Origin of the sequence: Streptomyces sp. CB02980, assembly GCF_014451325.2 — a bacterium.
GTDB lineage: Bacteria > Actinomycetota > Actinomycetes > Streptomycetales > Streptomycetaceae > Streptomyces.
The window spans coordinates 283,251-305,278 of record NZ_JACSCH020000012.1 but is presented as its reverse complement, the minus strand read 5'-3'; the positions used below and the strand labels follow the sequence as shown (position 1 = coordinate 305,278).

20 protein-coding genes and 1 pseudogene are annotated in these 22,028 nt (G+C 72.1%); 11 read left to right on the top strand and 10 right to left on the bottom strand.

Features of this window, described 5'->3' with window-relative positions; translation table 11 throughout:
- A pseudogene (locus E0F75_RS25285) lies at positions 1-83 on the top strand (TetR family transcriptional regulator); the annotation flags it as partial.
- 186 nt (positions 84-269) lie between these two features.
- Here E0F75_RS25285 and E0F75_RS25280 read toward each other — a convergent pair.
- The 7 genes from E0F75_RS25280 to E0F75_RS25250 all read right to left on the bottom strand — a co-directional run bounded on the left by E0F75_RS25280 (position 270) and on the right by E0F75_RS25250 (position 7,919).
- Positions 270-1,517, bottom strand: coding sequence for a glycosyltransferase (locus E0F75_RS25280; RefSeq protein ID WP_187624855.1), 1,248 nt, complete (start codon positions 1,515-1,517; stop codon positions 270-272).
- Between the two features lie 108 nt (positions 1,518-1,625).
- Complete coding sequence (locus tag E0F75_RS25275; RefSeq protein ID WP_187624854.1) at positions 1,626-3,038, bottom strand: carotenoid oxygenase family protein; 1,413 nt, start codon at positions 3,036-3,038, stop codon at positions 1,626-1,628.
- Positions 3,039-3,159: 121 nt separating this feature from the next.
- Positions 3,160-3,600 carry an SRPBCC family protein gene (locus E0F75_RS25270; RefSeq protein ID WP_187624853.1) on the bottom strand — a complete coding sequence of 147 codons (441 nt, stop codon included), beginning with the start codon at positions 3,598-3,600 and terminating at the stop codon, positions 3,160-3,162.
- A 116-nt stretch (positions 3,601-3,716) separates the two neighbouring features.
- Positions 3,717-5,192, bottom strand: coding sequence for an MFS transporter (locus E0F75_RS25265; RefSeq protein WP_187624852.1), 1,476 nt, complete (start codon positions 5,190-5,192; stop codon positions 3,717-3,719).
- A 125-nt stretch (positions 5,193-5,317) separates the two neighbouring features.
- Positions 5,318-5,896, bottom strand: a complete 579-nt coding sequence (locus tag E0F75_RS25260; protein ID WP_187624851.1) for a TetR/AcrR family transcriptional regulator — start codon at positions 5,894-5,896, stop codon at positions 5,318-5,320.
- Between the two features lie 122 nt (positions 5,897-6,018).
- Complete coding sequence (locus E0F75_RS25255) at positions 6,019-7,263, bottom strand: ATP-binding protein (RefSeq protein WP_187624850.1); 1,245 nt, start codon at positions 7,261-7,263, stop codon at positions 6,019-6,021.
- Positions 7,260-7,919 (bottom strand): response regulator transcription factor, encoded by a 660-nt coding sequence (locus E0F75_RS25250; RefSeq protein ID WP_187624849.1) that lies wholly within the window; start codon positions 7,917-7,919, stop codon positions 7,260-7,262. Before E0F75_RS25250 ends, E0F75_RS25255 begins: the two co-directional genes overlap by 4 nt.
- 89 nt (positions 7,920-8,008) lie before the next feature.
- Between E0F75_RS25250 and E0F75_RS25245 the strand changes: the two genes are divergently transcribed.
- The 5 genes from E0F75_RS25245 (at position 8,009) to E0F75_RS25225 (ending at position 12,748) form a co-directional block, all read left to right on the top strand.
- Complete coding sequence (locus tag E0F75_RS25245) at positions 8,009-8,524, top strand: hypothetical protein (protein ID WP_187624848.1); 516 nt, start codon at positions 8,009-8,011, stop codon at positions 8,522-8,524.
- The gene (locus E0F75_RS25240; RefSeq protein ID WP_229312833.1) at positions 8,521-9,615 is read left to right on the top strand and encodes a peptidoglycan-binding protein; all 1,095 of its coding nucleotides are present in this window, start codon (positions 8,521-8,523) and stop codon (positions 9,613-9,615) included. The genes E0F75_RS25245 and E0F75_RS25240 overlap by 4 nt, the downstream gene beginning before the upstream one ends.
- Positions 9,612-10,412 (top strand): ABC transporter ATP-binding protein, encoded by an 801-nt coding sequence (locus tag E0F75_RS25235; protein ID WP_187624847.1) that lies wholly within the window; start codon positions 9,612-9,614, stop codon positions 10,410-10,412. Before E0F75_RS25240 ends, E0F75_RS25235 begins: the two co-directional genes overlap by 4 nt.
- On the top strand, positions 10,412-11,614 hold the full coding sequence (locus E0F75_RS25230; protein ID WP_187624846.1) for an ABC transporter permease: 1,203 nt from the start codon (positions 10,412-10,414) through the stop codon (positions 11,612-11,614). The genes E0F75_RS25235 and E0F75_RS25230 overlap by 1 nt, the downstream gene beginning before the upstream one ends.
- 225 nt (positions 11,615-11,839) lie before the next feature.
- Positions 11,840-12,748: an ADP-ribosylglycohydrolase family protein gene (locus tag E0F75_RS25225; protein ID WP_187624845.1), complete on the top strand. Its 909-nt coding sequence runs from the start codon at positions 11,840-11,842 to the stop codon at positions 12,746-12,748.
- Positions 12,749-13,216: 468 nt separating this feature from the next.
- Here E0F75_RS25225 and E0F75_RS25220 read toward each other — a convergent pair whose 3' ends face one another.
- Together E0F75_RS25220 and E0F75_RS25215 are read right to left on the bottom strand one after the other, a co-directional pair.
- Positions 13,217-13,981 carry a GntR family transcriptional regulator gene (locus E0F75_RS25220; RefSeq protein WP_187624844.1) on the bottom strand — a complete coding sequence of 255 codons (765 nt, stop codon included), beginning with the start codon at positions 13,979-13,981 and terminating at the stop codon, positions 13,217-13,219.
- A gap of 35 nt (positions 13,982-14,016) precedes the next feature.
- The gene (locus E0F75_RS25215) at positions 14,017-14,784 is read right to left on the bottom strand and encodes a GntR family transcriptional regulator (RefSeq protein ID WP_187624843.1); all 768 of its coding nucleotides are present in this window, start codon (positions 14,782-14,784) and stop codon (positions 14,017-14,019) included.
- A gap of 180 nt (positions 14,785-14,964) precedes the next feature.
- Between E0F75_RS25215 and E0F75_RS25210 the strand changes: the two genes are divergently transcribed.
- Genes E0F75_RS25210 through E0F75_RS25190 form a run of 5 tightly spaced genes read left to right on the top strand, consistent with a single transcriptional unit; the run spans position 14,965 to position 20,977 of the window.
- Positions 14,965-16,224 carry an extracellular solute-binding protein gene (locus E0F75_RS25210; RefSeq protein ID WP_187624842.1) on the top strand — a complete coding sequence of 420 codons (1,260 nt, stop codon included), beginning with the start codon at positions 14,965-14,967 and terminating at the stop codon, positions 16,222-16,224.
- Positions 16,221-17,144 carry a carbohydrate ABC transporter permease gene (locus tag E0F75_RS25205; protein ID WP_229312832.1) on the top strand — a complete coding sequence of 308 codons (924 nt, stop codon included), beginning with the start codon at positions 16,221-16,223 and terminating at the stop codon, positions 17,142-17,144. Before E0F75_RS25210 ends, E0F75_RS25205 begins: the two co-directional genes overlap by 4 nt.
- Positions 17,141-17,974, top strand: a complete 834-nt coding sequence (locus tag E0F75_RS25200; protein WP_187624841.1) for a carbohydrate ABC transporter permease — start codon at positions 17,141-17,143, stop codon at positions 17,972-17,974. The genes E0F75_RS25205 and E0F75_RS25200 overlap by 4 nt, the downstream gene beginning before the upstream one ends.
- 9 nt (positions 17,975-17,983) lie before the next feature.
- Positions 17,984-19,483, top strand: a complete 1,500-nt coding sequence (locus tag E0F75_RS25195; RefSeq protein ID WP_187624840.1) for a beta-N-acetylhexosaminidase — start codon at positions 17,984-17,986, stop codon at positions 19,481-19,483.
- Positions 19,484-19,540: 57 nt separating this feature from the next.
- Positions 19,541-20,977, top strand: a complete 1,437-nt coding sequence (locus E0F75_RS25190) for a cellulose binding domain-containing protein (RefSeq protein WP_187624839.1) — start codon at positions 19,541-19,543, stop codon at positions 20,975-20,977.
- Positions 20,978-21,028: 51 nt separating this feature from the next.
- On the opposite strand, the gene E0F75_RS25185 is transcribed toward E0F75_RS25190, so the two are convergent.
- A complete protein-coding gene (locus E0F75_RS25185; RefSeq protein ID WP_187624838.1) occupies positions 21,029-22,003 on the bottom strand; it encodes a hypothetical protein in 975 nt (324 codons plus the stop codon).
- Between the last annotated feature and the right edge of the window lie 25 nt (positions 22,004-22,028).

Genomic DNA, 22,028 nt, shown 5'->3' with positions numbered 1-22,028 from the left:
CCCTGACAAGGGCGGGACGACTGCCGCCGGAACACACCGAATGGAGGGTGGAACTGCTGGTGGACCGGCTCGCCATCACCTGACACACCGCCCCGGCGACGCACGCTTCGAGTTCGGCCTCGCGTCGATCCCCGCCCGACGGCAGGAGAAAGCAGCCGCCCGCCTCCCGGCCGATCCGCTGCAGCGGTCGGGTGGGAAACGGGCGGAGGGAGGCGAGTCGCCTTCGGGCCAAGTGGGGCAGCCGTGGTGCCGGGCAGACTGGCTCTCGTTCAGGCGGGCAGTGGCTGTCCGTTCGGGGCGATCTCGGCGAGCAGCCGCTTCGCGGCCGTCATCGCGCCGTCCGTGTCGATCGTCCCCGCCACGACCCGGGACCGTGCGCGGGTCGCCGTGGCCAGAGCCGTTTCGAGGCCCGCAAGCAGGGAGGCGACGGTCGGGGTCGGGCCGTCGTGCGCCACGCCGATGCCGAGGTCGACCACCCGACCCGCCCAGTACGGCTGGTCCGCGCCCTGGGGCACCACCACCTGAGGCACGCCCGTCCGCGCGGCCATCGTCGTGGTGCCCGCGCTGCCGTGGTGGACGACGGCCGCCACCCTGGCGAACAGCGCCTGCTGGTTGACCTCACCGACGGCGAAGCAGTCGGCCCCGTCGTCGATCAGGTCCAGGCCGGCCCAGCCGTGGGCGACGATCACGCGGCGACCCTGTGCGCGGATCGCCTCGACCGCCACCCGGGCCATGTTCTTCGAGGCGTCGGCGCCCATCGGCGTACTACCGAAGCCCACGTACACCGGCGGGGCTCCGGCGTCGAGGAACTCCATGAGGCCGGGCGGAAGCGGGCGGTCGTCCGGCCGTATCCACGCGCCGGTCTGCACGACATCGAGATCTGACGGCTCCGGCCACGGGCTCAGGATCGGGTCCGTCGCCAGCCAAGGCCGGTCGGTGAAGGCGTAGTCGCGGACGTTGTCCAGCGGCGGCAGGCCGACGGCCGCCCGGTGGGTGTTGATCTCCGCGCCGAACATCTCGTTCGCGTTCCTGGCGTCCATCTCCCAGAGCTCGCGGTTGTCCGTCACCCCCGGCGGCAACGGCCGGCCCCGCCGGGCGGGCGGAGGCTGGTGCGGCGAGGGCAGGGCGATCGGCTGATGGCTCGCGTGTACGTAGCGGATGCCCAGCTTCTCCGCGACCGACCGCGCGCCGGCCGTCACCGGCAGCGGACCCGTCGCCACCAGCGCGTCGCACCCCTCGGCCGTCTCGGCGACCGTGCCGAACTGTGCGGCGATCAGCTCCGCGGCCCGCTGCGCCAGGCCCACCGCCGACCCCGGTTCCACCGAGGCCACCATGGCGCGTACCGGTCGGCCCACCGGCACCGGCGACACACCGATGCCGGCGAAGAGGTCCACGAACTCCTCGTCCGGCGGTGCGCACACCCGGACCTCCGCGCCGAGTTCCCGCAGCCGCACCGCGAGTCCCACCATCGGTTCGACGCTCCCGCGCCCTCCGTACGTCGACAGCACCACACGCATCCCGCAGCTCCCTCTTCCGTCTTTCCGTCAGCACGCCCCGGTCTCGGTCGGTGATGCTGCGGCACGCCCCCGCCCTTGCCACAAGCCCCCCGCCCACCGGTAAGTGGATCATGAGGGCCGTCGCCACCCCACACTGGGCGTCGCGCGCGGGGTTCGGCTTGAGATGCCCCCTCCCCCGAAGGCGGTGTCGGGGATCCATGAGCCGTGGATGCCCGCGGTGACACGGCGGGGCAGATGGACCGTCGCGATCCGGTCCAGGCCCGAGGCGTCCATGACCAGGAGCTGCGAGGCGTCCTGCTTCAGGTCGGAGACCACCGTGAGCAGGTAGCCGTCGTCCTCCCGAGTGGCGCCTGCGGCCGGGACGAAGACCGCCTCGCTCGGCAGTCGCGCGTCGCCGACCTCGTGGACGTGCCGAGCACCCGTCGTACGGTCGTACTTGACGATCCCGTAGCCGCCGAGGCCGTTCTGGTCGGGGAAGGACACCGCGTACTGGTAGCGGTGCTCCGCGCCGAGGAAGTCCTCGTTGAGGGTGGGGAACTCCACCGCCAGGTCGTCGATGATCTGCTCATCGACGCTGCCGGCCGTCAGGTCGATCACCCAACGACGTGTGTAGGAGCGGGTGTTGGGCTCCGCGCCGCGCCCGGGGGCGCTGACCCACCAGTTCCAGGAGAGCCGGAATCCCTCGCGGTCGACGGTGGGGCCTTCGAGGACGATACGACCCCTGTCGTCCTCGTAGGCGTTGGCGGCGTGCAGCATGCTGCCGGGCTCGACGGGGAACCAGCGGATGTGTGCCGCGCCGTCCGCACCCCTGGGCATGACGCCGATCCGGGCCGGCTGGGCGTCGTTCCAGGCGTAGGGGATGCCGGAGTGCTCGCTCGGGTCGAAGGACACCGTGCCCTCGACGAAGACGACGTGGTGGCGGGTGAGGGCGAAGTCGTGCTTGAGGGAGGCCGTGGCCCCGGGGACCTCGACGCCCTGGGTGATCGTGCCCTTCGGGTCGGCGACGTAGTACATGAGGTACGGAGGGAGGGGCGAGGAGCCGAAGAAGTGCAGCTCCCCCGTGACCGGGTCGGTCTTGGGGTGCGCGGTCATCGCGCCGCGCAGCTTGCCCCCGAAGTCGTAGGCACCGACGGTGTCCAGATCCCGGGTCAGCTCGAACGGGACGTTGGCCTCGCACAGGGCGAGGAGTCGTCCGCCGTGCTCGATCACGTGCGTTCCGGCGGTGCTGGCGGTCAGGTCGGGACCCGTCTCGGTCATGTACGGGGCACCCTCCAGCGCGGGAGTGTGCACCCAGCGGTTGCGGTACCACTCCGCCCGGCCGTCCTGGAGCCGGATGCCATGGACCATGCCGCTGCCCTTGAACCAGTGGGTGGGCGTGACGCCGGGCTTCGGGTTGTGGCTGTTGCGGACCAGCCGGCCGGACAGCTCCGGAGGCAGGCTGCCCTCGACGGACAGCCCGGTCGCGGTGATCTCGTCGACGGCGGGCGCGTAGTGGCCGGTCAGGAAGGGCTTGCTGGTCATGGCTGGAACCTCACTTCTCGGGGTGTCCGGTCTTGTCTCGACGTACGTACGTTGCGTTGCGTTGCGTTGCGGTGGGGTGGCGTGGCGTGGGGGAACGGGGACAGGCAGGGCGGTGCGGGCCTCACATGCCGCGTTCCGCGCGGTCCTTCAGGGAGGTCAGCCAGCTCCGCAGGGACCGGTCGAGGGCGTGGCCGAGTTCCTCGGTCGCGGCGTCGACGGGTGCGCCGCTCCAGGACTCCTCGGTACGGACGGTGACCCGGTCGCCGGTCCGCTCGAAGGTCCACACGTGGATGCCGGTGATGCCGTTGGCGGGGCCGCCCCACACGATCCGCTCGCCGGGGACGAGTTCGGTGACCGTGGAGGTGATGTCCAGGCCGTGGGTCTTCCAGGTGAAGGAGGTGCCACGCTCCAGCGGGCCGTTGAGGGACGCCTCGTCGACGTCCGCGTTCCAGTCCGCCCAGGCGTCGATGTCCGTGTGGAGCTGCCACACCCTCTCGATCGGGGCGTCGATCACGGTGGACAGGCGGACGATGACGGGGGCGTTCTCGTCGATGGTGCGCATGGTGGGTCTTCCTTCTCTCGTGGTGGGTCGTGCGTGGGGAACGGGACTGCCGTCGGGGCAGCGGGGCCGCTGCAGGGGAAGGGGTCCGCTTTGGGTGAATGCGGCTGCTCTTGCGGTCAGGTCGTAGGCGTCAGAGGGAGGGGAAGAGGGCGGCTGCTCGCTCGGCGGGCGAGGATCAGGGCCAGGGCCGCGGTGACCGTGAGGACCGCGGCCGAGATGCCGAAGGCGGTGCGGTATCCGGCGGTGAGCGCCTCGACGTACGGTCGGCCGCCGTTCTCCGCGTGGGCCGTGACGGAGCCGGCCACGGTGGCCAGCACGGCGAGGCCGACGGCTCCGCCCATCTGGCGTGTGGTGTTCACCAGGCCCCCGGCCAGGCCCGCGTCGGTCCGTGGGACTCCCTCGACGGACAGGGCGGTGAGTTGGACGAAGGCGACGCTCAGGCCGAGCCCGATCAGCAGGCTCGGACCCAGGACGTCGGCGGCGTAGCTGCCGTCGGTGCTGATCCGTGCGAGCCACAGCAGCCCGCCCGCCTCGGCAAGCAGGGCCGCCGTGACGGTCGCCGTGGGTCCGATCCGCCGGGCGATACGCGGCGCCGAGGCCGAACCGAGCGTGATCGCTCCGGCCAGCGGAAGCTGACCCAGGCCCGTCACCAAGGGGCTGGAGCCGAGCACTTGCTGCTGGTAGAGCGGCAGGAAGAAGAACAGGGCGATCCACACCGACCCGAGCAGTGCCATGAGCGCGTTCCCGGCTCCGACCCTGGCTTCGGTGAACAGTCGTGGTGGCAGGAGGGGGTGGGGATGCCGCCGCTCGATCAGGGCGAATACGACGAGGAGTACGGCGGCGAGGGCGAGGGCTCCCAGGACCTGGGCGTCGGCCCAGCCGGAGCGGCGGGCGCCGGTCAGTCCCCACACCAGGGCGGTGAGTGCGAGCGTCACGCTCGCGGTGCCCGGCAGATCGAACCGGCCTCGCCTCGGCAGCTCGCCGCCGGACAGCGGCACCGCGGGCACGGCGACGACCACCCCGCCCAGGACCAACAGCGTCCCCCCGGCCACCGCGTGGAAGATCCACGGCCAGCCCCACGCCTGCGTCAGGGCGCCGCCCAGGAGGACGCCGGCCGCGCCTCCGGCTCCGGAGACCGCGCCCCAGACCCCCAGCGCCCTCCCCCGCCCCGGACCGGGCGGAAACAGCTCCATCAGGAGCGCAAGGGCCGCCGGGGCGACGGCCGCCGCCCCGAGGCCCTGCACGACACGAGCGGCGATCAGCACGTCCGGCGTGCTCGCGAGTCCGGCCGCCAGTGACGCCGCCCCGAAGAACCCGAGTCCCGCGAGCAGGACCCGCCGACCGCCCAGGAGGTCCGCGGCCCGGCCGCCGGCCAGGAGCAGCGCCCCGAAGGCGAGACCGTAGGCGTTGACGACCCAGGTCGTCCCGCTGTCCGACAGGCCGACGCCGGCCCGGATCTGAGGCAGGGCCACGTTCACGATCGACGTTGCGAGCATGACGGTGAACTGCGCGCCCGCCAGTGCCGCGAGCGTGGCCCCGGGGCGGCGGTTGATGGTTCCGGAATGCTTCTGCACGACAAGCTCCAGCCTCATTGAGCGTCATTGTGTGGTCAACCACTCACATCTGTGTCCGAAAAACAGTCGAGGCCGCCACGCCCCGCCCACCGCTCCCCGCGCACCACTCACCCGCTCGCTCGCCCGCCGAAGCGGGCCCGGGGTCAGTAGTGCCTGATGCCCGCCGCCAGCGTCCGGCTCCAGGGGGCGTCCACCTCGCCCGCCCCCATCGACACGATCAGATGACACAGCGTGCCCAGCGCGAAGAACTCCTGGACCTGCCGCTCACTGCCGCCCGAGGCACCACGTACGTACTCCACAAGACGGGCGTAGCCCTGCCGCACGGCCTCGCGCACGGCCGGCACGGACGTCGCGGCCGCCTGCGCCTGGAGCTGGACGAGCATCAGGTCGCTGTCACCGTCGCTGCCGCTGATCAACCTGGCGTACGAGTCCCCCATGGCCGAGAGGACGACCTCGGGAGTGCTGCCCTGCGCCTCGGCCGCAGCCCTTTCCAGGCTGGCCCGCACCTGGACGAAACTGTGCTCCACGACGGCGACGAACAGCGATTCCTTGTTCGGGAAGAGCCGGTAGACGTACGCCTGGGAGATGCCTGCGGCCTTGGCGACCTCGGTCGTCGTGGTGCCGAAGTAGCCGCGGGCGGCGAAGGCGCCGATGGCGGTGCGCAGCACCGTCGCGCGGCGCTCCTCGGCGGTGGACAACTGGCGGGGACGTTCTGGCTTCATGTGAGTACTTAACCACTCACACTTTGTCGGCGTCAAGCGCCGCCAGGCCCCTCAAGCGTCACCAAGCCCCTGAAACGCCGCTACACCCCTCAGGCTCCGTCGACCGGGCCGTCGTCGCTTCCTCACCTCTCCCTGCCGAACCGCACCCGCACCGTCAGCCCGCCCCCCTCCGCGTTCGGAGACGCCTCCGTCGTCGCGTCGTGGGCCCGGGCGATCGACTCGACGATCGAGAGGCCGAGGCCCGCGCCCTCGCCGGGGCCGTGGGTGCGTTCCGTCAGACGACGGAAGGGCTCGAAGAGCAGCGGGACCGTCTCGGGCGGGATCTCGGGTCCGGTGTTCGACACCTCGACGCCTCCCGGACCCGTACGGACCTCGACCCGGCCGCCGGGGACGTTGTGGCGTACACCGTTCACGACCAGGTTGTGCACCAGGCGGTCGAGGAGCACCGCGTCGCCGTCGACCGTCAGGGGCAGAGCCCGTACCGACACCGTCACCTCGTGTTCCGCGGCCTCCGCCGCCAGCGCGTCCGCCGCCTGGCGGGCCACCTCGTGCAAGGCCACCGGACGTCGCTCCCGGAGACCCTGGTCGGACGCGGCGAGCAGCAGGAGGCCCTCGATGATCCGTTCACTGTCGTCCGCGACCTCGATCAGCTTCGCCCGGATGCGGGCGACGCGCTCCGGCGTGGGTTCCCCCGCGAGCCCGATCTCGGCTGCCGCGCGCTGCACGGCCACCGGCGTGCGCAGCTCGTGGGCGGCGTTCGCCGCGAACCGCTGCTGGGCGGAGACCAGCCCCTCCATCCGGCCGAGCATCCCGTCGAAGGTGTCGGCGAGCCGCTTGAGCTCGCCGGGCGGACCGTCGAGCGCGATCCTCTCGTGCAGGTTCTCGCCCGACAGCCGGCGGGCCGTCTCCGTGATCACGGCCACCGGCCGGAGCACCCGGCCGGCCATCCACCACGCGAGGACGACGGAGAGCACCGCGTACACGAGGAGCACGATCGACGACACCGTCAGAAGGCGCTCCAGCGCCGCCGACTCCGCCGCGCCGCTCACCGACCGCGTGATCGCGAGCACTTCGCCGGGGAGCTGGGTGGCACCGCTCGGGGCCGGGCTCGCGGGTAGCGTGGCCGGCAGGAAACTGGCCGGAGCGGAGCCGGCGGTCGCGCTCGGGTACGGGCTCGGCAGCTCCTCCAGCCGCCGCGCCGGTACGGTCCCGGTGACGGCCAGACTGATCGACGAGTACAGGCCCTCCTTGACGAGGAAGTACACGACCCCCGTCAGCAGGGCGCCCGCGAGCAGCAGAAGGCCGCCGTACAGGGCGGTCAGCCGGGCCCGCTCCCCCGTGACGACCTGCTTCACGACCCGCTTCATGACCCGATCCGGTAGCCCGAGCCCGGGACCGTCTCCACGACCGGCGGCTCGCCCAGCTTCGCGCGGAGTTTGCTCAGCGTGACCCGTACCGCGTTCGTGCGGTAGCTGGTGTGCTCCTCCCAGACCTGCTCGATCAGGTCCTCTCCGCTGACCACCGCGCCCTCGGCCCGCAGCAGGGCCTCCAGGACGGCGAACTCCTTCCGCGACAGCTGCAGATGGCGGCCGTCCCGGCTGGCCTGGCGGCGGGCGGTGTCCAGGACGACGCCGGCCCGCTCCAGTACGGGCGGCAGGGCGGGCCGGGCACGCCGGCCGAGCGCCAGGACACGGGCGAGCAGCTCGTCGTAGGCGAAGGGTTTGGCCAGGTAGTCGTCGGCGCCGAGGCCGAGGCCCTCGACCCGGTCCCGTACCGTGCCCGCCGCCGTCAGCATCAGCACCCGGGTCATCAGCCGCTGTTCGACCACACGGCGGCAGACGTCGTCGCCGTGCATCCCGGACAGGTCCCGGTCCAGGACGAGCACGTCGTACTCCCCCAGCTGCAGTTTCCGCAGTGCTTCGAGGCCGTCGGCCGCGATGTCCACGGCGAGCGCGTCGCGGCGCAGCCCCTCGGCGATCATCTCGGCGAGAAACGCCTCGTCCTCCACCACCAGTACGCGCATGCCTCCTGTGTATCCGAAAGCGACCTTTCGCCGGTGTAAACAAAACCGCTGAGGGAAACGAAACACCCCTTCGCGGCACGCTCCACGCCATGACGATTCGACGGATCACCCGGGCCGCCGCCGCCACCTCCCTGGCCGCCGCCCTCACCCTGCTCGCCACCGCCTGCTCGGGATCGGGCTCGGACTCGGGCAGTTCAGGGAGCGGGAAGAAGGACGGGAGCGTGAGCGACGAGGGAAAGAAGGCCGACCAGGCCTTCGAGCACCGCAAGTGCCTGCGCGAGCAGGGTCTCGACGTGCCCGAGCCGAAGCCGGGCGAGCAGGGCGTCGGGCTGACGATCGGCGGTGACGGCATGTCGAAGGAGAAGATGGAGAAGGCGTTCAAGGCCTGCCAGGACAAGGCCGGCGGCGCCGGCTTCGGCAAGGAGCCGACGCAGGCCGACAAGGACAAGGCGCTCGCATACGCGAAGTGCATGCGGGAGAACGGCTTCAACATGCCCGACCCGAAGTTCGACGGCGGGGCGCAGGCGGCCATGCCGATACCGCAGGGCGCGGAGAAGCAGAAGTTCGACAAGGCCGCCAAGGCGTGCGAGAGCGTGGCCCGATGAGCGGCCGCGAGCGGCCGATGGCCCGGCGCCGGCTGGTGCTCGCCCTCGCGGCGATCGTCGCCGTCGCGGGCGGCGGCGCGGCGGTCACCGCCGTGTCCGCGCCCGACAAGGCGGCGGACGGATCCGGTGGCGCCGCCGACGCGAAGGGGCTGCCGGCCGCGACCGCGCCGGTCACCCGGGGCGACCTCAGCAACAGCTCCCAGCAGGACGGCACCCTCGGCCACCTTGGCGAACGGAAGATCAACGCGGGTCCGGCCGGGGTCCTGACCTGGGTCGCGGCGACCGGCTCGGTCGTCGAGCGGGACGAGCGGCTGTACGAGGTCGAGGGCGGCCCGGTCCGTCTGATGTACGGCGCCGAGCCCATGTACCGGACGCTCAGGACCGGCGACAAGGGCAAGGACGTACGCCGGCTGGAGGAGAACCTCGCCGCCCTCGGGTACGTCGGATTCGACGTCGACGAGGAGTACACGGCGAAGACGGCCGCCGCCGTGAAGCGGTGGCAGAAGTCCCACGACCTGAAGCAGACCGGCACCGTCGGCCCTGACCAGATCGCCTTCGCGGGCAGTGCGGTACGGGTGAAGGAGGCGGGCGCCGCGCCCGGCGACCGGATCGCGCCGGGCGGTCCTGTGCTCACCGTGACCGGCTCCGAGCGGGTCGTACGCTTCAAGATCCCCGTGTCGGAGGCGGAGTCGGCGAAGACCGGGACGCGGGTGAAGGTCCGGCTGCCGGACGGTACGGAGCTTCCGGGGAAGGTGTCGGCCGTCGGGAAGACCGCGTCGGCGGGCGACGATCCGCAGGACCGGACGCCGAAGATCTCCGTCACGGTCTCCTTCGACCAGCCGGAGAAGGTCAAGGGCATCGACCAGTCCCCGGTCACCGTCGACCTCACCGGTGAGACGCGCCGGGACGTCCTGACCGTACCCGTGAACGCGTTGCTCGCCCTGCCCGGCGGCGGCTTCGGTGTCCAGGTCGTCGAGAACGGCACGGCCCGGGACCTGGAGGTCGAGCTCGGCATGTTCGGGCAGGGCCGGGTCGAGGTCAGCGGCGAGGGGCTGCGCGAGGGCATGAAGGTCGGGGTGCCGGCCGCATGACGACGACCTCGGCCTTGGCCACGGGCTCGACCCCGACGCCCGGTGGGACGCCGACGCCGGTCGTACGCCTCCGCGGAGTCACCAAGGAGTACGCGGGCGGCGTCCGTGCCCTCGACGGCGTCGATCTCACCATCGGGGAAGGGGAGCTGCTCGGCATCGTCGGGCCGTCCGGATCCGGCAAGTCGACGCTGCTGCACATCGTCGGCACCCTGGACCGGCCGAGCGCCGGCACGGTCGAGATCGCCGGGCACGACATCGCCTCCCTGTCGGATCGCAGGCTGTCGGCGCTGCGCGCCCGCCGCATCGGCTTCGTCTTCCAGGCCTTCCATCTGGTGCCGGGCGTGGGTGCGCTGGAGAACGTGGCCGAGGGGCTGCTGTACTCCGGACTTCCCCGCGCGCGGCGGCGCAGGATGGCCGCCGAGGCGCTGGCCCGGGTGGGCCTCGCCGACCGGATGAAGCACCGGCCGCACGAGCTGTCGGGCGGGCAGAAGCAGCGTGTCGCCATCGCGCGCGCGGTGGTCGGCGAGCCGGCCCTGCTGCTCGCCGACGAACCGACGGGTGCGCTGGACTCCGCGTCCGGGGAGGCGGTGATGGCGCTCCTGCACGAACTCAACGCGGAGGGCGCGACGATCGCGGTCATCACGCACGACACGGAGATAGCGGGGCGGCTGCCGCGGCAGGTGCGGATACGGGACGGGCGGGTGGTGGCCGATACGTCGCCCGCGTCCGGTGGGGCCGGTGTGTCTGACACACCCGGTGCATCGGACACCTCCGGTGACGGAAAGGTCGCGGCCTGATGTCCCGTACAAGAAGACTCACGGCCGCTCGGCTCGGTCCGCGGGACGTCCTGCACGTCGGCTCGGCCGGGCTGCGGAGCCGGCCCGTACGCGTGGTGCTCTCGGCCCTCGGCATCGCCATCGGCATCGCCACGATGATCGCGGTCGTCGGCATCTCCGCGTCCAGCCAGGCCCAGTTGCTGCGTCAGCTCGACGCGCTCGGTACGAACATGCTGGTCGCCAAGCCGGGCGAGGGGATGTTCAGCGGGCAGGAGGTCAAGCTGCCGAAGGAGGCGGTGGGAATGGTCGGCCGGATCGCGGGAGTGGAGGAGGCCGCCGGGACCGGTGACCTCAGGAGCTCGGTGCGCCGTTCCGAGAAGATCCCGGAGGCCGAGACCGGCGGGATCGCGGTGAAGGCGGCGACGGAGGGTCTCCTCGACGTCCTCAGGGGCGGGCTCGCGTCCGGCACCTGGCTGAACGCCGCCACCGGCCGCTACCCGTCCGTGGTCCTCGGCCATGTCGCCGCAGAGCGGCTCGGGATCACCGAGCCGGGCCGGCAGGTCTGGATCGACGACCGGTACTTCACGGTCATCGGCATCCTCGACCCGCTGCCGCTCGCGCCCGAGATCGAGCGGTCGGCCCTGGTCGGCTGGGCGGGCGCGGAGCGACTGCTGGGCTTCGACGGGCATCCGACGACGGTGTACGAGCGGTCCGCCGACGCGTCCGTGGAGGACGTGCAGCAGCTGCTCGCTCCGACGATCGATCCGCAGAACCCGCAGAACGTGTCGGTCGGCGATCCGTCGTCGGCGCTCAAGGCCAAGGCGGCGACGGAGGGAGCGTTCTCCACGCTGCTCCTGGGACTCGGTGGGATCGCGCTTCTGGTGGGCGGGGTCGGCGTCGCCAACACGATGATCATCTCCGTCCTCGAACGCCGCCACGAGATCGGCCTCCGCCGGTCCCTGGGCGCGACCAGGGGTCAGATCAGGATCCAGTTCGTGACGGAGTCCCTGATGCTGTCCGGCCTCGGCGGCCTGGCGGGCGTTGCGCTCGGCGGGGCGGCGACGGGGGTGTACGCGTCGACGGGCGGGCTGCCGTGGGTCGTACCGCTGTGGGCGGTGGGCGGCGGCTTCGCGGCGACGCTCGCGATCGGCACGGTGGCGGGGCTGTACCCGGCGGTCAGGGCGTCACGTCTGTCGCCGACGCTGGCGCTGGCCACGGCGTAGGAACACCGAGGCAGCGGCACGCGGCTCCTCCGCAACGCCCCCGGCCGCCCGGCTCACCGCCGGGCGGCCGGGGGCGTCAGGACGGACCGCGGCCGGGGCGTCAGAACGGACGGGCATCACCTGGCCTGCCCTGCCGGCGGTGGCGCACCGGCGCTGAGGCGGTCGGGCGCACCGTGAGGCATAAACGCGGTGCCGGGGACGTCGACCCGCTGTGATACTCGTCCGATGATCAACGTGCCTGCCGCCGCCCTCGACTCGTTGCACGGGCTCGCCTTCGGTGACGCCTTCGGTGACCGATGGTTCGGCATCCTGCGCCGGGAGGGCCCGGCGGCCCTGGAGACGCGGACGCTGCCTCCGGAGCCGCTGTGGCAGTGGAGTGACGACACCGCCCAGGCGCTCGTTCTCGTCCGGGAGCTCGCCGACGGTGACGGCGGTGTCGACCAGGACCGTCTCGCCCTCGGCCTCGCGGCGGCCTACGCCGACGACACGCACCGGGGGTACGGGGCTTCGATGCATGACGTGCTCCGTCGGATCGGAGCGGGCGAACCCTGGCGGGAGGTGGTCGCCGGACAGTTCGGCGGCCAGGGCTCCTGGGGCAACGGCGCCGCCATGCGCGTCGCCCCGCTCGGCGCCTGGCACGCCGCCGATCTCGACGTCGTCGCCGAGCAGGCAGCCCGCCAGAGCACGGTCTCGCACCACCATCCGGAGGCGGTCGCCGGGGCGGTGGCGGTCGCCCTCGCCGCCGCGCTGGCGACGCGCAGCCGGGGCGGACCCGCTCCGGCGCGGCCGGAGTTCCTCCGGTCCGTCGCCGCGCGCCTCCCCGACGGCGACGTCCGCTCGGGTCTGCGCATCGCGGCCCGGATGCCGGAGCGCACCTCCGTCCGGCACGCCGCGGAGGTCCTGGGCTCCGGCTACCGGATGTCCGGGCCCGACACCGTTCCCTACGCGCTGTGGTGTGCGGCGGGGCACCTCGACGACCTGCACGAGGGCCTGTGGTTCACGGTCGCCGGGCGCGGTGACATCGACACCACCTGCGCCATCGCGGGCGGGGTGATCGCCGCGCGGACGGGAGTCGCCGCCCTCCCGGCGGCCTGGCACGCGGCCCGTGAACCGCTGCCGCCGGTCGTCCGGTGACAACGGGTCTCGATCAGCCGGCTCCGCGTGAGGTGAAGATCCTGGACACGGCTGCGCTGCTCGCGCTCGAGGAGCGGCTCCGAGGCTCGGGCTCGCCCCCGCGCTGCTGTTCCGACCCGGCCTTCGTCAGCTGCCCGACGGCCTTCCACGACCCGGTCTTCCGCGAGCCCACGCCCGAGGAGACGAGGACGGTCACGCGCCGGACGGGCGGCGCCGCCGGTACTCGTGGCCGTCGAGGCGGATGCCCACGGCGCGGAGCGGGCCCGCGGCCTGATCGCCGCGGAGGCACTCGACATCGTCGAGGGCACGGTCCTGCGGTACTGACGCGAGGGCACGGCCCCGGGGCCGGAGCCTCGCGCCGTGGGTGCGACGGCCCGGGCGCCGTGGCGAACCGGCCACGCGCCCCGAGGAGGAGTCCCACCTCGCCCTCACCCGTGACGTGCTCGCCCGGCGCACCGAGAGCGCTCGTCACTCGACCGTCCCCCACCACGTCCCGCCCCGTGCCGCGTCCGTCGCCGGGTCGCCGGGCGGGCCGTCGCCGAGGGCGAGGCGGGAGACGATGCGGTAGCGGTCGCCCCGGTAGAGGGAGCGGACGTACTCGACGGGTCTGCCGTTCGTGTCGGAGGTGATCCGGTCGAAGAGGAGGGCCGGTGACAGGACCGGCACGTCGAGCAGGGCCGCTTCCTCCTCGCTCAGCACCGTCGGCTCGATCGACTGGACCGCGTGGGCCGGCCGGATGCCGCGCCGCTCCCGCAGATGGGCGTAGAAGCCGCCTTCCATGTCGGCCGCGGTGAGTCCGGGGACCAGGTCGGCCGGGACGTGGAGGTGTTCCAGGGCGATCGGGGCGCCGTCGACGTGCCGGAGGCGCGTCACGTGGACGAGTTCCGCCGCCGGGGAGATCGCCAGTCTGCGGCCGATGCGGGCGCCGGCCCGTACGGTGCGGAGTGCGAGCACCGAGCTCGTCCAGTCGCCCCGGCTCCGGGGCGCGCCCGCCGCCCGGTGTTCGGCGACCAGTTCCTGGGTGATCTTGTCCGGTGCGACGAACATGCCGCGGCCGTGTTCCCGTACCAGCAGGCCCGTGGCGACGAGTTCGTCGACCGCCGCCCGCAGGGTGGGCCGGGAGACGCCGAGGGTGGTGCAGAGGGTGCGCTCGGACGGGATGGCATCGCCGGGACGGCGGCTCTCGATCACGGTCAGCAGATGCTCCCGTACGCGTTCCCGCTTCAGCTCCATGCCGTCCACTCCCCCGTGCGTCGTTCCGCTGCCGGTCAGTATGCATCCCCCTCCGTCGAGGAGGTCACGAGGCCGTCGCGGGTGAAGTCGAGGCGGGAGACGATGCGGTAGCGGTCGCCCCGGTAGACCGAGTGGACGTACTCGACGGGGCGGCCCGCGGTGTCGAGGGTGAGGCGTTCGATCAGCAGGGCGGGCGAGAGGACGGGGACGTCCAGGAGCGCGGCCTCGTCCTCGCTGACGACGGTCGGTTCGATCGACTGGGTGGCCTCCTGGACGTGGACCCGGTGGTGCTCCCGCAGATGGTCGTAGAGGTCGCCCGCTTCGAGCTCCTCCGGGGTGAGCGCGGCGCCCACCAGGTCCGCAGGGATGTGCAGGTGCTCGATGGCCATGGGTGAGCCGTCGACCAGGCGGAGGCGGGCGACGTAGAGCAGTTCGGCGGCGGGCGAGAGGCGGAGCCTGCGGCCGATGCGGGCACCGGCCCGGATCGTGGCGGATTCCAGGACGGTGCTGGACCAGCTGCCCGACGCGCGGGGGACGGTGAAGGCCGCGTCGTCCGGTGCGAGCCGCTGGGTGATCTTGGCGGGGGCGACGAACATGCCGCGGCCGTGTTCCCTCACCAGTGCGCCGGTCGCGACGAGTTCGTCGACGGCCGCGCGCAGGGTGGGCCGGGAGACACCCAGGGTGGCGCAGAGGGTGCGCTCGGAGGGGATCGGGTCGCCGGGGCCGCCCGCCTCGATCAGGCCCAACAGGTGTTCCCGTACCCGCTCCCTCTTCAGCACCCCGCTGGAGGAGCCGTCCTTCATGCCGCCCACCCTCACCCTGACTGGTCAACTGGTAAATCCGATACTAGCCACAGTGGCTGAGCTGAGACCCGGTGAACAACCCATGTTTTTCAAGGGATTGACGACTCCTCTCGACCGTGCCACCTTCTGGTCACACACCTGACCACTTGACCAATTGGTCAACAATGCATCGAGGTGCCCGTGAAGACTCGTCCTCTCGCCGGCTCCGTCGCCCTCGCGGCGACCGTCGCCCTCACCGCCACGGCCTGTGGCGGATCGGGCGACCCGGCAGCCTCCGGCGGACCGGAGAAGGTCACGGTATGGATCATGAAGGACAGCGTCACCGACGCCTTCCTCGACCGCTTCCGCACCGGCTTCGAGGCGGAGCACAAGGACATCGGCCTGGACATCCAGATCCAGGAGTGGGACGGCATCGGTGAGAAGGTCACGGCCGCCCTCGCCAGCAAGGACGCCCCGGACGTCATCGAGGTCGGCAACACCCAGATCGCGCAGTACGCGGCGAGCGGCGGCGTCCGCGACCTCACCGACAAGACGGCCGAGCTGACCGGCGCGGACTGGCTGCCGGGGCTCGCCGAGCCGGGGAAGGTCGACGGCAGGCAGTACGGCATCCCCTGGTACGCGGCCAACCGGGTCGTGATCTACCACAAGGACCTGTTCGCCCGCGCGGGCGTCACCACTCCCCCGAAGACACAGGCCGAGTGGCTCACCGTCACCGCGAAGCTCAACCGGGGCAAGACCCAGGGCATCTACCTGCCCGGCCAGAACTGGTACACCCTCTCCGGCTTCATCTGGGAGGAGGGCGGCGACCTCGCGGTCAAGGACGGGTCCGCGTGGAAGGGGGCGCTCGACACCGCCCAGGCGCGCGCCGGCATGGACTTCTACCGGCAGCTCCAGGCCCTCGGCAAGGGACCCAAGGACTCGGACGAGGCCAAGCCCCCGCAGGCCGAGGTCTTCGCCAAGGGCGAGGTCGCCCAGATCATCGCCGTACCCGGTGGCGCGAAGATCGTCGAGGAGATCAACCCCGCCCTCAAGGGCAGGCTCGGCTTCTTCCCGGTCCCCGGCAAGACCGCGGGGAAGCCGGGCGCGGTCTTCACCGGCGGCTCCGACCTCATCGTTCCGGAGGCGTCGACCCACCCCGAGGCCGCGTACGAGGTGGTCAAGGCGCTGACGGGCGAGAAGTGGCAGACGGACATGGCCAGGACGATGAGTTACGTGCCCAACCGCACCTCGCTCGCGCGCGTGATCCAGGACGACGAGGGGACGGCCGCCATGGCCGCGGGCGCGGCCCAGGGCCGGGCGACGCCGAACTCCCCGCAGTGGGCGGCCGTCGAGGCCACCAACCCGATCAAGCAGTACATGACCGCCGTGCTCACCGGTACCGATCCCGCACAGGCGGCCGCGACCGCCTCGCAGAGCATCACCAAGACCCTCGGCTCGTGAGCGGCCCCGCCGTACGGCTCCCCGACCGGTCGAACCGAGCGGCCTTCTGGCCCTACCTCCTGGTCGCCCCCACCGTCCTCGGCGGTCTGCTCCTCCTCGGATATCCCTTCGCCCGCAATCTGCTGATCTCCTTCCAGGAGTACGGCCTGGGCGAACTCATCCGTGGCGACGCCGCGTTCGTGGGGTTCCGCAACTACCGGACCGTGCTCGCCGACCCCGAGTTCTGGGAGGTCGTCCGGCGCACCTTCTGGTGGACCCTGATCAACGTCGTCCTGATCATGGTGATCGGCACGCTGGTCGCCCTGATGATGCAGCGGCTCGGCCGGCGGATGCGGATCCTGGTGACGACCGGTCTGGTCCTCGCCTGGGCCAGCCCGGTCATCGCCACCACGACCGTCTTCCAGTGGCTCTTCGCCTCTCGGCTCGGGGTCGTCAACTGGGTGCTCGTACGGCTCGGGTTCGAGTCCTTCGAGGGGTACTCGTGGCTGGCGGACGGCCCCGCCGCCTTCACCGTCCTGGTCCTGCTGGTGGTCTGGCAGTCGGTGCCCTTCGCCGCGATCACGCTGCACTCGGCGCTGCTGACCGTCCCCGCCGAGCTGTACGAGTCGGCCCGGCTCGACGGGGCCGGGGCCTGGCGGATCTTCCGCTCGGTCACGCTTCCCCTGCTGCGCCCGATCTTCGGTCTCGTCCTCTGTCTGGAGGTCATCTGGGTCTTCCGCTGCTTCGCGCAGATCTGGGCGGTGACCAAGGGCGGGCCGGGCGAGGCGACGACCACACTGCCCGTGTACGCCTATCGGGTGGCCCAGTCGCTGCACCGCTACGACCTCGGGGCGGCCGTGTCCACGCTCACCGTCCTCCTCCTCGTGGCCGTGCTGATCGCCTACTTCCGCCAGATGCTCCGACAGGAGGCCGACCGGTGACACCGCGCGCCCTGCGCCGACTCCCCCTGAACACCGCGGCGGCGCTCGTCTTCGTCCTGGCCGTCTTCCCGGTGTACTGGATGGTCCTCACGGCCTTCCGGCCGACCCGCGACATCCAGTCCGAGACACCGCGGTTCCTGCCCGTCTCCGTCACCCTGGAGCACTTCCGGAACGCCGTGGCCGCCGACGGGTTCTGGATCTTCTGGCGCAACAGCCTGCTCGTGACCGCCGGTTGCGTCCTGCTCGCCCTCGTGGTGGCGCTGGCCGCGGCGTTCGCCGTCGCCCGGATGAACTGGCGCGGCCGACGGGGCTTCATCCTCATGGTCTTCATCGCCCAAGTGGCGCCCTGGGAAGCACTGTTGATCCCGATGTACGTGATCGCCCGGGACGCCGACCTGCTCGACCGGCTCGCGACGCTCAGCCTCGTCTACTTCATGGTCACCCTGCCCTTCACCATCGTCACCCTCCGCTCCTTCCTGGCGGCGGTCCCGGCCGAGCTGGAGGAGGCCGCGCAGGTCGACGGGTGCACCCGCACCGCCGCGTTCCGCCGGGTGACGCTCCCGCTGCTGGCCCCCGGGCTGCTCGCGACCTCGCTCTTCGGGTTCATCACCGCCTGGAACGAGTTCGCCTTCGCCAACATGCTCATCATCAAGAACCAGGACGACCGGACCCTGCCCGTCTGGCTGTCGTCCTTCTCCAATGTCTTCGGCACCGACTGGGGCGCCACCATGGCCGCCTCCACCCTCTTCGCCCTGCCCGTCCTCGTCCTCTTCCTGGTCCTGCAGGGCCGGGTCGCCGCCGGAATGACCGGCGGAGCCGTGAAGGGATAACGCACCGCGATGCCCCAGCCCCGACTCGTCCCCGAACCCACCCACCTCCAGCTCCTGCCCGGCACGTTCACCTTCACCGACTCGACAGCGCTCAAGGTCTCACCCGGCGCAGAAGGCGCGGCCGGACTGCTGCGCACCCTGCTCGGCCCGGCCACCGGTCTGCCGCTGCCCGCGCGTGCGGACGGCTCCGTCGTCCTGGCGCTCGACCGCGCCCTCACCGGCCTCGGCGAGGAGGGATACGGCCTCACCGTCGGCGCCGAAGGGGTGCTGCTGCGGGCCGCCCGCCCGCGGGGACTCCTCGCCGGCATCCAGACCCTCCGCCAGCTGCTGCCCGTCGAGGCCCTCCGCGCCGAGCCCGTGACCGGCGTCGCGTGGTCCGTGCCCTGCGCCCAGATCACCGACACCCCCCGCTTCCCCTGGCGCGGCTCCATGCTCGACGTCGCCCGCCGCTTCCGGCCCGTCTCCTACCTCCGGCGATACGTGGACCTCCTCGCCCTCCACAAACTCAACGTCCTCCATCTCCATCTCACCGACGACCAGGGCTGGCGCATGCCGGTCGCCGCGCTCTCCCGGCTCACCGAGGTCGGCGGACTGCCGCACGGCGGTGCCTACACCCGTACGGAGCTCACCGGCCTGGTGGCGTACGCGGCGGAGCGCGGCGTCACCGTCGTGCCCGAGATCGAGATGCCGGGGCATGTCCGGGCCGCGCTCGCCGCCTACCCCGAGCTCGGCAACCAGCCGGGCCGTACCTATGACGTCTGGGACCGGTGGGGCGTGTGCGACACGATCCTCGGCGTCCACGACGGAGCGCTCGACTTCTGCCGCACCGTCCTTGACGAGGTGATGGACGTGTTCCCCTCCTCGTACGTGCACATCGGCGGCGAGGAGTGCCCCACGACCGAGTGGCACGACTCGCCCGCCGCGCGCCGAAGGGCGGCCGAGGAGGGGCTGGCGGGACCCGCCGCCCTGCACGGCTGGTTCATGGAGCGGATCGGCCGGCACCTCCTCGACGCGGGGCGACTGCCGCTGAGCTGGACCGAGAACGGCGCCGACCTCCCGCCGTACTTCACCGTCATGCCCTGGCGCGACGCCGACCACGGTCGTACGGCCGTCCGCCGCGGGCATCGCGTCGTCATGGCGCCCCACCGCACCACCTACCTCGACTACCCCCAGTCGGCCAGCCCGGCCGAACCGCCGGGCCAGGCAGGCGAGGTCGTCGACCTGCGCGCCGTACACGGCAACGACCCCGCCCCGGCGGACTGGAGCCCGGAGGAGGCGTCCCAGGTCCTCGGCTCCCAGGTGCAGTTGTGGACCGAGTACGTGCCCACCACCGCGCACGCCGAGTACCTCACGTTTCCGCGGCTCTGCGCACTCGCCGAGGTCGTCTGGACCGGTCGCCACGACTGGCCCGGCTTCCAGGAGCGCCTTCGCCACCACCGGACACGGCTCGACGCCCTCGGGGTGCCGCGCCGCCTGCCGCCCGCGCCCCTCCTCACCCCCGCCCCATGACCCCGTCCACAGACAGAAGCACCCCGGGAAGCACCCCACCCAAGGAGAGGAATCACCATGAACGACCCCACAAGGAGCAGGAGCCTGCAGATCCGTGCCGCGCTCGCCGTCGCCGCGGTGACCGGGCTCGGTGCCACCGCCCTCACCGCCCTGCCGGCGGCGGCCGCCGGTGAGGCGGTCACCGTCCAGTACCGGCAGAGCTCGACCGGCGGCGATCAGGTCGAACCGTGGCTCAAGGTGGTCAACACCGGCTCGTCGAGCGTTCCGCTGAGCCAGGTCAAGGTGCGCTACTACTTCAAGGCCGACGCGGGAGCCTCGTACACCTACGCCTGCTCCTGGGCGGTGAAGGGCTGCGCGAACCTCACCGGCACCTTCGGCACGCTCGCCAACCCCACCGCGACCGCCGACCGCTATCTGGAGATCGGCTTCACCGCCGGCGCCGGTGCCCTCGCCCCCGGCGCGGACACCGGCGACATGCAGCTGCGCTTCCACCGTTCCAACTGGCAGTCGCTGAACCAGAGCGACGACTACTCCTTCGGGCCCACCCAGACGACGTACGCCAACTGGTCCAAGGTCACGGCCACCGTGGGCGGCGTGCCGGTCTGGGGCACCGCCCCGGCGGGTAACGAACCCACCCCGACGCCCACCGACCCGACCACTCCCCCGACCACCCCGCCGCCCAACGGGGCCACGCTCTTCGACGACTTCGACTACACCGGACACACCGACCCGGCGATCGGCGCCCACGGCTGGAGCGTCCGGTCCAACTCCGGCGGCCCCGGGGTGCCGGGTGCCACCTGGGCGCCCGAGAACGTCACCTTCGCCAAGGAGGGCACGAACTCGATCATGAACCTGCGGAGCTCGACCGCCGGGACCGGCGAGTCCACCCGGCACACCGAGATCCTCACGCGGGCCTCGAAGTTCAAGAACGGCACGTATGCGGCGCGGGTGCGCTTCTCCGACGCGCCGGTGTCGGGTCCGGACGGCGACCGTGTCGTGCAGACCTTCTTCACCATCAACGACCTCAAGGCGCCGATGGCCGACGACTACGCCGAGTACGACTTCGAGTACCTGCCCAACGGGGGCTGGGGCGAGCCCGCCGACATCCTCTACACCACGTCGTGGGAGACCTACCGGCCCGACCCCTGGGAGGCCGTCAACCAGCACTCCGAGGCCCGGACGAGCTACGACGGCTGGCACGACCTCGTGCTGACCATCGACGACAACGCGATCGTCTACTACGTCGACGGCCAGGAGTTCGGCCGGCACGACGCCCGGTACCTGCCCGAGCGCCCGATGTCGATCAACTTCAACCAGTGGCTGATCGACCTCGCCGGCCAGACCTCGACGACACCGCGGTCCTACGACCAGAAGGTCGACTACGTGCTGCACGTCAAGGACCAGGTCCTGACCCCGGCGCAGGTGGCCGCGAAGGTCGGGGCGTACCGCACGGCGGGCACGGCCTTCCAGGACACGGTGCCGGCCACGCAGTAAGCCGTCCCGGTGGGCCGTCGTCCCTCGGGACGGCGGCCCACCCGGCAGGGGTCAGGAGGTGCGGCAGGTCGGGTCGTCGACGGCGCTCACGGTGTACGGGGGCCGGCCCGGCGGCTCGTCCAGCTGGCTGTTCACCACGTAGAGGCGGCAGCCGTGCCGGGCGAGGGTGGTGGGCAGGTCGAAGGGTTCGCCGCCGGGGGATGCATGCGTCAGGCGGTGGGTCACCGTGCCCGTGCGCAACTCCGAGTCGAGACGGGCGATGTAGACCCCGTGCGGGGCGCCGTAGTTGAGTACGGCGTAGAGGGTCCGTCCGCGCAGCACCATGCCGTCGGGTCCGAAGGACTCTTCGCCGAGGGAGAGTCGGGTGACGGTCCGGTCGGCGGTGTCGACGCGCCAGACCGCCTCGGTGCCGTTGGAGGCGACCAGGAGGGTGGTGCCCGACCCGTTCGCCACGATGCCGTTCAACAGCCAGTACTGCGCAGGGAACTGCGGGAAGGCGTCACGGATGTCCAGCCAGGGTTCCAGGGGACCGACGGTTCCGTCCCGCAGGTCCGCCCGGTACACCACGGGGTTGGCCCAGTCGGTCACGTACACCGCGTCCTTCGTCACGGTCAGATCGTTGAGGTCGGGCGCGCCCAGCGGTCCGCCGGCGGCCGTACGGGTGGCGAGCAGGCGTCCGTGCCGGTCGTGGACGGTCAGGGTCGCTCCGCCGACCGAGAGGACACGGCCGCGCCGGTCGGTGTGGACGCCCAGGGTGCTGGTGCGGTCCTTCAGTCCCTGCGCGGGGAACGGCCGCAGGTCCGGGCGGCCGATGTGACCGCGGTACAGCGCGCCCGTGCCGTCCGACGACACGTACAGGGTGCCGTCCGGGGTGACCGCGATCCCCTCGGGCAGCACGCCGGGGGCCCGGGAGACGACATAGGTGTCGGGCAGGTCCCGGGCGACGGCGGGGCCGGGCGCGCCGACGAGGGCGGTGAGCAGGGCTGTGGCGACGAGGCAGGCGGTACGGGTGGGGGCGCGGCGCATGGATGTTCCTCCGGGGGAGGTTCGG

What these genes read in the sequence shown, in the direction of transcription:
- E0F75_RS25280 (WP_187624855.1), bottom strand. Translation starts at nt 1,517, where the DNA reads ATGCGTGTGGTGCTGTCGACGTACGGAGGGCGCGGGAGCGTCGAACCG.
- E0F75_RS25275 (WP_187624854.1), bottom strand. Translation starts at nt 3,038, where the DNA reads ATGACCAGCAAGCCCTTCCTGACCGGCCACTACGCGCCCGCCGTCGAC.
- E0F75_RS25270 (WP_187624853.1), bottom strand. Translation starts at nt 3,600, where the DNA reads ATGCGCACCATCGACGAGAACGCCCCCGTCATCGTCCGCCTGTCCACC.
- E0F75_RS25265 (WP_187624852.1), bottom strand. Translation starts at nt 5,192, where the DNA reads ATGAGGCTGGAGCTTGTCGTGCAGAAGCATTCCGGAACCATCAACCGC.
- E0F75_RS25260 (WP_187624851.1), bottom strand. Translation starts at nt 5,896, where the DNA reads ATGAAGCCAGAACGTCCCCGCCAGTTGTCCACCGCCGAGGAGCGCCGC.
- E0F75_RS25255 (WP_187624850.1), bottom strand. Translation starts at nt 7,263, where the DNA reads ATGAAGCGGGTCGTGAAGCAGGTCGTCACGGGGGAGCGGGCCCGGCTG.
- E0F75_RS25250 (WP_187624849.1), bottom strand. Translation starts at nt 7,919, where the DNA reads ATGCGCGTACTGGTGGTGGAGGACGAGGCGTTTCTCGCCGAGATGATC.
- E0F75_RS25245 (WP_187624848.1), top strand. Translation starts at nt 8,009, where the DNA reads ATGACGATTCGACGGATCACCCGGGCCGCCGCCGCCACCTCCCTGGCC.
- E0F75_RS25240 (WP_229312833.1), top strand. Translation starts at nt 8,521, where the DNA reads ATGAGCGGCCGCGAGCGGCCGATGGCCCGGCGCCGGCTGGTGCTCGCC.
- E0F75_RS25235 (WP_187624847.1), top strand. Translation starts at nt 9,612, where the DNA reads ATGACGACGACCTCGGCCTTGGCCACGGGCTCGACCCCGACGCCCGGT.
- E0F75_RS25230 (WP_187624846.1), top strand. Translation starts at nt 10,412, where the DNA reads ATGTCCCGTACAAGAAGACTCACGGCCGCTCGGCTCGGTCCGCGGGAC.
- E0F75_RS25225 (WP_187624845.1), top strand. Translation starts at nt 11,840, where the DNA reads ATGATCAACGTGCCTGCCGCCGCCCTCGACTCGTTGCACGGGCTCGCC.
- E0F75_RS25220 (WP_187624844.1), bottom strand. Translation starts at nt 13,981, where the DNA reads ATGGAGCTGAAGCGGGAACGCGTACGGGAGCATCTGCTGACCGTGATC.
- E0F75_RS25215 (WP_187624843.1), bottom strand. Translation starts at nt 14,784, where the DNA reads ATGAAGGACGGCTCCTCCAGCGGGGTGCTGAAGAGGGAGCGGGTACGG.
- E0F75_RS25195 (WP_187624840.1), top strand. Translation starts at nt 17,984, where the DNA reads ATGCCCCAGCCCCGACTCGTCCCCGAACCCACCCACCTCCAGCTCCTG.
- E0F75_RS25190 (WP_187624839.1), top strand. Translation starts at nt 19,541, where the DNA reads ATGAACGACCCCACAAGGAGCAGGAGCCTGCAGATCCGTGCCGCGCTC.
- E0F75_RS25185 (WP_187624838.1), bottom strand. Translation starts at nt 22,003, where the DNA reads ATGCGCCGCGCCCCCACCCGTACCGCCTGCCTCGTCGCCACAGCCCTG.